At 76.0% G+C, this 13063-nt stretch carries 1 protein-coding gene; it reads right to left on the reverse strand.

Annotated elements, in window-relative coordinates:
• Window positions 1-13 precede the first annotated feature (13 nt).
• On the reverse strand, window positions 14-12877 hold the full coding sequence (locus tag AB5J73_RS01775; RefSeq protein ID WP_370967408.1) for an SDR family NAD(P)-dependent oxidoreductase: 12864 nt from the start codon (window positions 12875-12877) through the stop codon (window positions 14-16).
• Between the last annotated feature and the right edge of the window lie 186 nt (window positions 12878-13063).

Genomic DNA, 13063 nt, shown 5'->3' on the forward strand with positions numbered 1-13063 from the left:
GCGGTCGTCGTGCTCAGCCATGGTTGCCCAGCTCCTTGGAGATGAAGTCGAGTAGTTCGTCGGCCGAAGCGGTGCGCAGGTGCTGCGCCGGGTCGTCGGGTTCGGGGCCGGGCCGCCGCAGCCGCGCGCCGAGGGCGTCGAGCCGGGCCAGCACCGCGGCCAGCACGGACTCGTCGACGCCGGCGAGCGCGCTCTCGAGGCGGTCGACGTGGTCGAGCGCCGCCGGGCGTGCCGGCTCGGTGACCAGCCCGCGTTCGAGGTGCGCGGCGACGGCCGACGGCGTCGGGTGGTCGAACACCAGCGTCGCGGGCAGCCGCACTCCGGTCGCGGCGGTGAGCCGGTTGCGCAGCTCGACCGCGGTCAGCGAGTCGAACCCGATCTCGGCGAACGGCTGGCCGGGGTCGATCGCGGCCGTCCCCTGGTGCCCGAGCACCGCCGCGACCTCGCCCCGGACCAGGTCGAGCAGCACCTTCGGCAGCTCGGCCGCGGGCACGCCGGCCAGGTCGACGGGCGCCTTCGCCGGAGTGGCCGGAGCGCGGACGAGCCCGCGCAGCAGCGGCGGGACCGCCCCGAGCCGGGCCGCCGACGTCTCCAGCCGGACCGGGAACAGGACCGCGTCCCCGGCCGCCCACGCCGCGTCGAACAGGTCCAGGCCCTGCCGGTTCGACAGCGGCAGCACGCCGGTGCGGCCCAGCCGGCCCAGGTCGGTGCGGTCCAGGCCGCCGGTCATCGTGCTCGCCTCGGCCCACAGGCCCCAGCCCAGCGACAACGCGGGCAGTCCGCGCTCACGGCGGTGCCGGGCGAGCGCGTCGAGGTAGGCGTTCGCGGCCGCGTAGTTCGCCTGCCCGGCCGTGCCGAGGGTGCCCGCGACCGACGAGAACAGGACGAAGCTGCGCAGCGGCAGGTCCGCGGTCAGCTCGTGCAGGTGCCGGGCGGCGTCGGTCTTCGGCCGCAGCACGGTGTCGAGCTGGTCGGCGGTGAGCGCGGTGAAAGTCGCGTCGGCCAGGACGCCGGCGGCGTGCACGACCGAGGTCAGCGGGCGCTCGGCCGGGATCGCGGCGAGCACCTCGGCGAGCCGGGCCCGGTCGGCGGCGTCCGCGGCGACGACCTCGGCGGCCGCGCCCAGCTCGGCCAGCTCGGCGGCGAGGCCGGCCGCGCCCTCGGCCGCCATCCCGCGCCGGCTGAGCAGCAGCAGGTGACGGGCGCCGTGGGCGAGCACGAGGTGCCGCGCGACGAGCCGGCCGAGCGTGCCGAGCGCCCCGGTGACGAGCACCGTGCCGGCCGGGTCGAGCAGCGGCCCGGCGGCGGCGCGGACGTCCGCCCGGGCGAAGGCCGGGACGTACGCGGCCCCGGCGCGCAGGGCGAGCTGGCCCTCGCCGGTCCCGAGCGCGGCGGGGAGGGCGTCCAGCGAGCGCGGGTCGTCGTCGACGTCGGCCAGCACGATCCGGCCCGGGTGCTCCGCCTGAGCCGACCGCAGGAGGCCCCACAGCGCGGCACCCGCGAGATCGTCCTCGGTCGCGCCCCGGGTCAGCACCACGAGCCGGCCGTCCTCGGCCCGGTCCAGCCATTCGCGCACGAGATCCAGGTGCCGCACGAGGACTTCGCGGACTTCGCCGGTCTCCACGGACACCACCACGTCGCCCTCGGCAGGCGCACCGACCTCGATCGGCTGCCACGCGAGCCGGTACAGCGAGTCCGAACCGGCGGCGAGCTGCGCGGGCGAAAACGGGCGCAGGGTAAGCGCTTCCGCGGTGAGCACCGGGCGGCCGGCCTCGTCGTCGACCGCGAGCGACACCGCGTCGGGGCCCGCCGGGGAGAGCCGCGCCCGCAGCGCCCGCGCCCCCGCCGCGTGGGCGGTGACCCCGGACCACGCGAACGGCAGCCGGGGAGCGTCGTCGGCGAAGAAGCCGCCGAGCCGGACCGCTTGGGCGGCGGCGTCGAGCAGGGCCGGGTGCACCACGAAGGCGCCGGGCTCGCCGGGACTGATCTCGGCGTAGACGTCGTCGCCGGACCGCCACGCCCGGGCCAGGCCCTGGAACGCGGGGCCGTAGTCGAAGCCGTCCTCGGCCGCGGCGACGTAGAACTTCTCGACGTCGATCTCGGTCCCGGCAGGCGGCCAGGCCAGCGGCGGCCGGACCGCGGCGGTGGCCGGGGCGAGCGTGCCCGAGGCGTGCCGCGTCCAGGGCCCGTCCTCGGTGCGGGCGAAGATCTTCACGGCGTCTTCGCTGACGGTCACCTGGACGAGCACGGCGCCGTGCCGCGGCAGCACGAGCGGCGCCTCGACGGTCAGATCCGCCACGGTGGCCCCGGTTTCGCGGGCCGCGTGCAGGGCGAGGTCGAGGAACGCGGTACCGGGCAGCAACGGCGTGTCGAGGACGGCGTGGTCGGCGAGCCACGGCATCGCCGCCAGCGAAAGCCGGCCGGTGAAGAGCCGGACGTCCGGGTCGGCGAGCCGGGTCGACGCGGCCAGCAGCGGGTGCCCGGCCGCGTCCAGCCCGAGCCCGTCGACACCGGCCGGGGTTCCGGCGGCGTCGAGCCAGAACCGCTCGCGCTGGAAGGGGTAGGTGGGCAAGGCGGCGCGGGGGCCCGCGGGCAGCGCCCAGTCGACCGGTACGCCGTGGACGTGCGCCTCGCCGAGCGCGGCGAGGACGCGGACCGGGCCGCCGTCGTTCCGCTTGAGCGTGCCGAGCGCGGTGGTGGTCTCGGTGAGGGCACCGACGAGGACCGGGTGCGGGCTGCACTCGATGAAGACGTCGTGGCCCGCCTCGACGAGCTGTTCGGTGGTCCGCGCGAACTCGACGGGCTGCCGCAGGTTCCGGTACCAGTACCCGGCGTCCAGGCCGGCCGTGTCGGTGGGTTCGCCGGTCACGGTGGAGTGGAACGGGATCTCGCCCGATCTCGGCCGCACCGGGGCCAGCACGCGGGCCAGCTCGTCTTCGAGGAGTTCGACGTGGGCGGAGTGCGACGCGTAGTCCACGGCGATCCGCTTGGCGCGGACGTCCTCGGCCAGCAACTCGTCGAGGGCGGCGGCGTCCCCGGACACGACGGTCGAGGTCGCGCCGTTCACCACCGCGACGGCGAGGCTGTCCCAGGGCGCGATCAGCTCGCGGACCCGGTCCGCCGGGGCGGCCACGGACACCATGCCGCCGCGTCCGGACAGCGCCAGCAACGCCTTGCTGCGCAACGCGACCACGCGGGCACCGTCCTCGAGGGACAGTCCGCCCGCGACGACCGCGGCGGCGATCTCCCCCTGCGAGTGCCCCACGACGGCGGCGGGTTCGACCCCGTGCGCACGCCAGACGGCGGCGAGCGACACCATCACCGCCCACAGCGCGGGCTGGACGACGTCGACCCGCCGGAGCGCCTCGGCGTCGCCGAGGACGTCCAGGAGCTCCCAGTCCACAAAGGACCTCAACGCGGTCGCGCAGTCGGCCATGCGCCCGGCGAACACCGGCTCGGTCTCCAGGAGCTCCTGGCCCATCCCGGCCCACTGCGCCCCCTGGCCCGGGAAGACGAACACGACCCGGCGGCCCGGCCGCGCCACGCCGGCCCCGGTCCCCCGCTCGGCCAGCGCGGTGAGCCCGGCGGTGAGATCACCGGTCACGACGGCGCGGTGGTCGAACGCCGACCGCGCGACCAGCGCCCGCGCGACCGCGGCGGCATCGCCGTCCACCAGCGGCAGCAGCCGGCGAGCCTGCTCCCGCAGCGCGGCCTCACTACGCGCGGAGAGCACCCACGGCACGGCCGGCCCCAAGCGCCCCAATGTGGCGTTCGGTGCGTCAGACGCACCCAACGCGGCGTTCGGTGCGTTGGACGCAACCAACGCCACATTGGGGTGCTTCTCCGGGGCTTCGAGGATGACGTGGGCGTTCGTGCCGCTGATGCCGAACGACGACACCGCCGCCCGCCGCGGGCGGGTGACCTCGGGCCAGGGGCGGTTCTCGGTGAGCAGCTCGACCGCGCCCGCCGTCCAGTCGACGTGCGGGGACGGCTCGTCGACGTGCAGCGTCTTCGGCAGCACCCCGTGCCGCATGGCCTGCACCACCTTGACGACCGCGCCGACCCCGGCCGCGGCCTGGGTGTGCCCGACGTTCGACTTGAGCGAACCCAGCCACAGCGGCGTTTCCCGGCCCTGGCCGTACGTTTCGAGGAGGGCCTGCGCCTCGATCGGGTCGCCGAGCGGGGTACCGGTGCCGTGCGCCTCGACGGTGTCCACATCGGACGGCGTCAGGCCCGCGGTCGCGAGCGCGGCGCGGATCACGCGTTGCTGCGACGGCCCGTTCGGCGCGGTCAGGCCGTTCGAAGCGCCGTCGGAGTTGATCGCGGACCCGCGCAGGACCGCGAGCACCGGGTGCCCGTTGCGGCGGGCGTCGGACAGGCGCTCCAGCAGCAGCATCCCGGCGCCCTCGGCCCAGGCGGTGCCGTCGGCGGCGGCCGCGAACGGCTTGCAGCGGCCGTCCGGGGCGAGCGCGCGCTGGCGGCTGAACTCCACGAACGAGCCCGGGGTGGCCATCACCGCGACGCCGCCGGCGAGCGCGAGACCGCATTCGCCCTGCCGCAGCGCCTGCGCGGCGAGGTGCAGCGCGACCAGCGAAGACGAGCACGCGGTGTCGACCGTGACCGCCGGGCCTTCGAACCCGAAGGTGTAGGCGACGCGGCCGGAAACGACGCTGCCGGAACCGCCGGTGAACGAGTAGCCCTCGGCTTCCTCGGGCAGCGGGGCCAGGCGCGCGGTGTAGTCGTGGTACATCGCGCCCGCGAAGACGCCGGTGCGGCTGCCGCGCAGGCCCAGCGGGTCGATCCCGGCGTTTTCGAAGGCTTCCCAGGAGGTTTCGAGCAACAGGCGCTGCTGCGGATCCATCGCGGTGGCCTCGCGCGGGCTGATGCCGAAGAACTCGGCGTCGAACCGGTCCGCGTCGTGCAGGAACCCGCCGCGCGTGGTGTACGTGCGGCCGGGGCGGTCGGGGTCGGCGTCGTAGAGCGCCTCGACGTCCCAGCCGCGGTCGACCGGGAACTCGCTGATCGCGTCCCGGCCTTCGACGACGAGCTGCCACAGCTCGTCGGGACTGGTCACGCCGCCCGGGAAGCGGCAGGCCATGCCGACGACGGCGATCGGATCCCCCGCGACGGCGGTCCGCGTGGCGGTTTCCGCGGTTTCGGGGGTACCGGCCAGTTCCGCGTGCAGGCGGTCGATCACCGCGGCCGGGGTCGGGTGGTCGAACAGGAGCGTGGCGGGCAGCCGGAGGCCGGTCGCGGTGGCCAGGCGGTTGCGCAGCTCGACCGAGGTGAGCGAGTCGAAGCCGATCTCCTTGAACGCGCGGCCCGGCTCCACCGCGGCCGGGTTCGCCAGCCCGAGCACGGCCGCGACCTCGGCGCGGACGACGTCGGCGAGCCCGTCGACGGTCACCGCGGGCGTGGTCGCGCCCCGGCCGGCGCGCAGGCGGACGACGCCCCGCAGCAGCGACGGCACCGTGCCCGCGGCGCGCAGCCCGGCTTCGTCGATCCGGAGCGGCACCAGCAGCGCGTCGCCGGCGCCGCGGGCGGTGTCGAACAGGTCGAGCGCGTCCACAGTGGACAACGTGCCCACGCCGGTGCGCGACATCCGGGTCCGGTCCGCGGCGGCGAGCCCGCCGCCCATGCCGTCGGCCGTCTCCCACAGGCCCCACGCCAGCGCGGTGGCCGGCAGCCCTTCGGCGCGGCGGTGCGCGGCGAGCGCGTCGAGGAACGCGTTGGCGGCGGCGTAGTTCGCCTGGCCCGCCGTGCCGAGCAGCCCGGAAACCGAGGAGAACACCACGAACTCGGTCAGGTCGCCGGTCAGCTCGTGCAGGTTCCAGGCGGCGTCGACCTTGGCGCGCAGGACGTCGTCGAACTGCTCGGCGGTGAGTGTCTCGATCGGACCGTCGGCGAGGACACCGGCGGCGTGGACGACGGCGGTCACCGGGTGTTCGGCCAGCAGCGCGGCCAGCGCGTCGCGGTCGGCGACGTCGCAGGCGGCGAGGGTGACCTCCGGGCCGAGCGCCGTCAGCTCGGCGACCAGGTCGTCGGCACCTTCGGCGGCGGGACCGCGGCGGCTGACCAGCAGCAGGCGCCGGACACCCTGCCCGGCGAGCCGCCGGGCCAGCGCGCGGCCGAGGCCACCGGTCGCGCCGGTGACGAGGACGGTGCCGGCCGGGGCCGGGACGGCGGCCAGCACGGTGGCCCGGGCCAGCCGCGGCACGAGCACGACGCCGTCGCGGTGCGCGAGCTCCGGTTCACCGGTGGCCGCGGCGGCGGCGATCTCCGCCGGCGTCAGCTCGGTGTCGGTGTCCAGGAGCACGAACCGGCCGGGGTGCTCGGTCTGGGCCGAGCGGACCAGACCGCGCACGGCGGCGTGGGCGAGTTCGCTCGTCAGGAAGACGAGCCGGGCGCCGTCGAACCGGGCGTCGGCGAGCCAGGCGCGGATCAGGTCGAGCGCGTGGTTCGTGGCGGTGCGAACCCGCTCCGGCACCGCGCTCGTGCCGGGTTCGGGCCGCACCGCCACGAAGTCGGGGACCTCGCCGATCCGGTCGAGGCCGGTGGCGCGCAGGCAGGTGGCCGTCGTGGCCGGCGCGGGCACCGGCGTCCAAGCGACGCGGTAGAGGTCGTCGCGGGAGACGGTGGCCGTCAGCTGGTCCGCGGCGACGGGCCGCAGGCTCAGCGCGCCGACCTCGGCGACCGGGGCACCTGCGGTGTCTACAATGGACATCCCGCCCGCCGCGGTGTACCGGACGCGGATCGCGCTCGCGCCGGCGGCGTGCAGGCGGACGTCGTGCCAGGAGAACGGGATCCGGCCCGCCTCGACGCCTTCGGGGTCGCCGAACGCGACGACGTGCAGGGCGCCGTCGAGCAACGCGGGGTGCAGGCCGTAGTCCGCGGCTTCGGAGACACGGTGCTCGGGCAGCGCTACCTCGGCGAACAGCTCGTCGCCCCGCCGCCAGACCGCGCGCAGGCACTGGAATTCGGGACCGTAGCCGAAGCCCGCGCCGGCGATGCGGTCGTAGCGGCCCTCGAGGCCGACCGGCTCGGCGCCGTCGGGCGGCCAGACCGGCTCCGGCGCGGGCACGGTGCCGCCGGCGGAGACGTACCCGGCGGCGTTGCGGGTCCAGCCCGCGGTCACCGACGGCTGATCGGGCCGGGACGAGACGGCGACCGCCCGGCGGCCGGACTCGTCGGGCGCGCCGAGGGAAACCTGGAGCTGGACGCGGCCGTCCACGGGCAGGACCAGCGGGGTCTCCTGGACGAGCTCGTCGAGCCGGTCGCAGCCCGCCTGCCCGGCGGCGAGCAGCGCGAGTTCCACGAAAGCGCTGCCGGGCAGCAGGTTCGCGCCGAGCACGACGTGCTCGGCCAGCCACGGCTGGGTGCGCACCGAGAGCAGGCCGGTGAACAGGACGCCGTCGGTGCCGGCGACCTCGGCGCCGCCGCCGAGCAGCGGGTGGCCGGTCGGGGTCAGGCCCGCGGCCGCCGCGTCGGCGCGCAGCGAGCGCGGCGGCAGCCAGAACCGCTGCCGCTCGAAGGGGTAGGTCGGCAAGTCCACCGTGGACCCGGCCGGGACGGGGCCGCCGAGCACCGCCAGGGTGGCGTCGAGGTCGTCCCGCCCGGCGCGCAGGGTTGGGAGGAAGGTGCCGCCGGGCAGGCAGTCCCGGCCCATCGCGGTCAGCACGGCGTCGGGGCCGAGTTCGACGAAGGTGGTGACGCCGGCTTCGGCCAGCCGGGCGACGGTGCCGGCGAAGCGGACGGTGTCGCGGACGTGCCGGACCCAGAAGTCCGCGGCGCCCGGGTCGCCGTCGACGACCAGCGGGATGCGGGCCGGGTGGAACGTGACCGACTCGGCGACCTCGCGGAAGGCGTCGAGCATGCCGTCCATGGCCGGGGAGTGGAAGGCGTGGCTGACGGTGAGCCGCCGGGTTCGCCGTCCCTGCCGGGCGAAGTGCGTTTCGACCGCCGCGACGGCGTCGGCCGCACCGGCGACGACGACGGCCATCGGGCCGTTGACCGCGGCCAAGGCGACGGCGAAGGGCCGGACCTCGTCCTCGGTCGCTTCGACGGCGGCCATCACCCCACCGGCGGGGAGCGCGTCCATCAGCGCACCCCGGGCGGCGACGAGCCGGGCGGCGTCGGCGAGGTCGAGGATCCCGGCGACGTGCGCGGCGGCGAGTTCGCCGATCGAGTGCCCGGCGACGAAGTCCGGCCGGACGCCGTGGTGCTCGAACAGCCGGAACAGCGCGACTTCCACGGCGAAGAGCGCGGGCTGGGTATAGGCGGTGCGGTCGAGGAGCGTGGTGTCGTCGGCGAAGACGACCGTCTTGAGTGGACGGTCGAGGTGCGGGTCGAGGGCGGCGAAGACCTCGTCGAGGGCGGCGGCGAAGACCGGGTCGGTTTCGTACCGCGTCTCGGCCATGCGGGCGCGCTGGGAACCCTGGCCGGTGCAGAGGAAGGCGAGCTTGCCGCTCGGCACCCGGACCACACCGGTCCCGTGCTCGGCCAGCGCTTCGAGCGCGTCGAGAGCACCGCCGGCGATCCCGGCGCGGTACTCGAAGCGCGTGCGGGCGGCGAGCGTGGCCGCCACCGCCTCGGCAGCCAGGCCGGGGTGCGCGACGAGGTGCTCCCGCAGCTCACGGGCCTGCCGCCGGAGCGCGTCCGGCGTCTTCGCGCTGAGCACCCAGGCCGAGCCCGAGCGCCCCAATGTGGCGTTGGTTGCGTCAGACGCACCGAACGCCACATTGGGTGCGCTGGACGCACCGAACGCCACATTGGGGCGCTCCTCGGGGGCCGCCTCCAGGATCGCGTGCGCGTTCGTGCCGCTGATCCCGAACGACGAGACGGCCGCTCGCCTGACCCGCTTCCCCGCGGGCCAAGCGACCGGTTCCGTCGCCAGCCGGACCGCACCCGACGTCCAGTCCACGTGCGGCGTCGGCTCGCCGGCGTGCAGCGTCTTCGGCACGACCCCGTGCCGCATGGCCAGCACCAGCTTCAGCACGCCGCCGATGCCGGCCGCCGCCTGGGCGTGGCCGATGTTCGACTTCAGCGACCCGAGCAGGACCGGCTCCGTGCGGTCCTGGCCGTAGGTGGCCAGCACCGCCGAGGCCTCGATCGGGTCGCCGAGCACCGTGCCCGTCCCGTGCGCCTCGACGACGTCCACATCGGACGCCGTCAGTCCCGCGTCGGCCAGCGCCGCGCGGATCACCCTGCGCTGGGCCGGGCCGCTCGGGGCGGTCAGGCCGTTGGACGCGCCGTCGGAGTTCACCGCCGTGCCGCGGACCAGCGCGAGGACCGGGTGGCCGTGGCGCCGCGCGTCGGACAGCCGCTCCAGCAGCACCACCCCGGCGCCTTCCGCCCAGCCGGTGCCGGCCGCGTCGGCCGAGAACGCCCGGCAGCGGCCGTCGGCGGACAGGCCGCCCTGCTTGGCGAACTCCACGAACATGCCCGGCCCGGACATCACCGTGACGCCGCCCGCGAGCGCCAGCCCGCACTCGCCCGCGCGCAGCGACCGCACCGCCAGGTGCAGCGCCACCAGCGACGACGAGCACGCGGTGTCCACCGTGATCGCCGGGCCTTCGAGCCCGAAGACGTGCGCGACGCGGCCGGAGACCAGGCTCGGCGTCGTCCCGGTCAGCAGGTGGCCGTCCTCGGCTTCGTGCAGCCGCGGGCCGTATTCGTGCGAGGTCGCGCCGAGGAAGACGCCGTCGCGGTGGCCGCGGACGGTCTCCGGGCGGATGCCGGCGCGCTCGTACGCCTCCCACGCCGCCTGCAGCACCAGCCGCTGCTGCGGGTCCATCGCGAGCGCCTCGCGCGGGCTGATGCCGAAGAACGCCGGGTCGAACTCGGCCGCGCCGGTGAGGAAGCCGCCCGCGCGGACGGCGTCGCTGTCCCAGCCGCGGTCCGACGGCGGCGCGGACACCGCGTCCCGACCCGAAGCGACCAGCTCCCAGAGGTCTTCGGGCGTGCGGACGTCACCGGGGAACCGGCAGGCCATCGCGACGATGGCGATGGGCTCGTCCGAAGACGACATCGTGGCCGCGAAGTGGTCCTGGTCCTCGGCCGCACCGGCCAGGTGCGCGGCCACCGCCTCGGGCGTCGGGTGCTCGAACAGCAGCGTCGCCGGCAGCGCGCGGCCGGTCGCCTCGGCGAGCCGGTCGCGCAGCTCGAGCCCGGTCAGCGAGTCGACGCCGAGGTCGCGGAAGCTCCGCGCGGGGTCGACGTCGGCCGCCGAGGCGTACTCCAAGACCGCCGCGACCTCGGCGCGGACCAGGTCGAGTGGAACGAGCGGGTCCCCGGTTCCGCGTTCGGGGACCCGCTCGGCAACCGGGCCGGCGGTCAGGATGTCCCGCCGGTCCGGCAGCTGGGCCGGCAGCCAGTAGCTCGCGCGCTGGAAGGGGTACGTCGGCAGCTCGACGCGGTTGCCGTGCCAGTGCGCGAAGATCGCCGCCCACGCCACCTCGCGGCCGGTGACGTGCAAGGCGGCCAGCGCCCGCAGCAGCGCGGCGGTCTCGGACCGGGCGCCGCGCTGGGCCGGGACCGCAGCGGCGTCCGCGACGGTCGCGCGGACCTGCTCGGTCAGCACCCCGGCCGGACCGATCTCGACGAAGTCCGTGACTCCCGCGGCTTCGAGCGTCCGGACGCCGTCGGCGAAGCGCACGGCCTCGCGCGCGTGCCGGACCCAGTACCCGGGCGTGCCCAGCTCGGCCGTCGCGAGCCGGCCGGTCACGTTCGAGACCACCGGTATCGCCGCGTCCGCATAGGACAGTCCACTCGCGACCCGGCCGAACTCGGCCAGCATCGGCTCGATCCGGGCGGAGTGGAAGGCGTGGCTGACGGTGAGCCGCTTGGTGCGCTGCCCGCGCGCGGCCAGCTCCGCCGCGGCGGCGAGGACGGCGTCCTCGTCACCGGACAGCACGACCGCCGCCGGGCCGTTCACCGCGGCGAGCGAAACGCGCTCGTTCAGCAGCGGCCGGACGTCGGCTTCGCCGGCTTCCACCGCGACCATCGCGCCGCCGGCCGGGAGGGCCTGCATGAGCGCGCCGCGGGCGGCGACGAGCCGGGCCGCGTCGGCCAGGGAGAACACCCCGGCGACGTGCGCGGCGGCCAGCTCGCCGACCGAGTGCCCGGCGACGAAGTCCGGGCGCACCCCCGCCGCTTCGAACAGCCGGAACAGCGCCACTTCGAACGCGAACAGCGCGGCCTGGGTGTACCCGGTCCGGTCGACGGCGGCTTCGAGGACGACCTCGGCCAAGGGCCGGTCGAGCAGGCCGTCGAACGCCGCGCAGGTGTCGGCGAACGCCTCCGCGAACGCCGGGAACGCTTCGGCCAGCTCCCGGCCCATCCCGGCGCGCTGGCTGCCCTGCCCGCTGAACAGGAAGGCGAGCCCGCCCCGGTCCGCGACCCGGCCCCGGACGATCTCGTGGGCGCCGCCACCGCCGGAAAGAGTGCGCAGGCCGCTCGCGAGCGCCGCGCGGTCGCGGCCGACGACGACAGCCCGGTGTTCGTGGTGCTTGCGGGTGGTGGCGAGGGAGAACGCGGCGTCGACGACGTCCACTTCGGACAGCCGCTGAAGCCGGTCCGCCTGGTCCCGCAGGGCCTCCGGCGTGCGTGCCGAGAGCAGGAACGGCAGCGCGTGCGGGACGTCCGGGGCCGCCTTCTCCCGCGCGGGCGCCTCCTGCACGACGAGGTGGCAGTTGGTCCCGCCCATGCCGAACGACGACACCCCCGCCACGAGCGGCCGGTCGGGGCGGGGCCAGTCCGACAATGCGGTCTGGACCCGCAGACCCAGCTCCGCCAGTGGCATCGCCGGCGTCTCGAACCCAGGGGTGGGCGGCAGTTCCCGGTGCCGCAGCGCGAGGACCACCTTGACCAGCCCGGTGATCCCGGCCGCCGCCTCCGCGTGGCCGACGTTCGCCTTCGCGGACCCGACGGCCAGCGGCGCGTCCACCCGGCCGAGGACCCGGCCCAGCGCGGCGGCCTCGACCGGATCGCCCGCCGTGGTGCCGGTCCCGTGCAGTTCGACGTACTGGACCGCCCGCGGGTCGAGGCCCGCGTAGGCCCGCCGCAGGACTTCGGCCTGCCCGTCGGCGTCCGGCGCGGTGAGCCCGGCGCCGCCGCCGTCGTTGCCGACCGCGCCACCGAGGATCACCGCGTGCACCAGGTCGCCGTCGGCGAGAGCCTGCTCGAGGGGCTTGAGGACGACGGCCGCGCCGCCCTCGCCGCGCACGAAACCGTTGGCCCGCGCGTCGAAGACGTGCGCGGTGCCGTCCGGCGACAGCCCGCCGAAGCGCTCGGCGAGGAGCGCGCTCTCCGGCACGAGGTTGAGGTGCACCCCGCCGGCGAGCGCGACCGCGCATTCCCCGCGGCGCAGGCTTTCCACGGCCTGGTGCACCGCGACCAGCGACGACGACTGTCCGGAGTCGACGGTGAAGCTCGGGCCGCGCAGGCCGAGCGCGTAGGAGACGCGGTTGGCGATCAGGCCGCGGCGGACCCCGGCCATGGAGTGCCGCGTGACGGCGTCCGCGCCGGCCCGGTCGAGGAGGGTGGCGTAGTCGTCGGAGGCGGCGCCGAGGAAGACGCCGGTCCGCGGCCCCGGCACGAGACCGGCGTTTTCCACGGCCTCCCAAGCGAGTTCGAGCATCAGCCGCTGCTGCGGGTCGATCGCGGCGGCTTCCCGCGGCGAGATCCCGAAGAACGCGGGGTCGAAGTCCGCGACGCGATCGAGGTACGCCGCCGGCGGCGCGCCCGGGGAGGTGGCGCGGCCGGCGGGCGGTTCCCCGATCGCGCTGCGGCCATCACGGAGCAGGGCCCAGAACCCGGCGGGGTCCCCGGCCGAGGGCAGCCGGCAGGACAGGCCGACGATCGCGATCCCGTCCGGCATGGACCCTCCTCACGGTTTTCTTGCGGTACCTCGAAAAGTTAGAAGAACCGGCTTCTGCTTCGCTTCCACCGGCTTCCCCGGGCCTGAAAGTCACCGGCCGCGACGGAAGCGACGCGATCCGTGGCGCCCCGCGGGCACGAAGAAGGGGACTGCCCTCGCGGACAGTCCCCTTCGGCAACACCGGGT

Source organism: Amycolatopsis sp. cg9 (assembly GCF_041346945.1).
In the GTDB taxonomy this organism is placed as follows: domain Bacteria; phylum Actinomycetota; class Actinomycetes; order Mycobacteriales; family Pseudonocardiaceae; genus Amycolatopsis.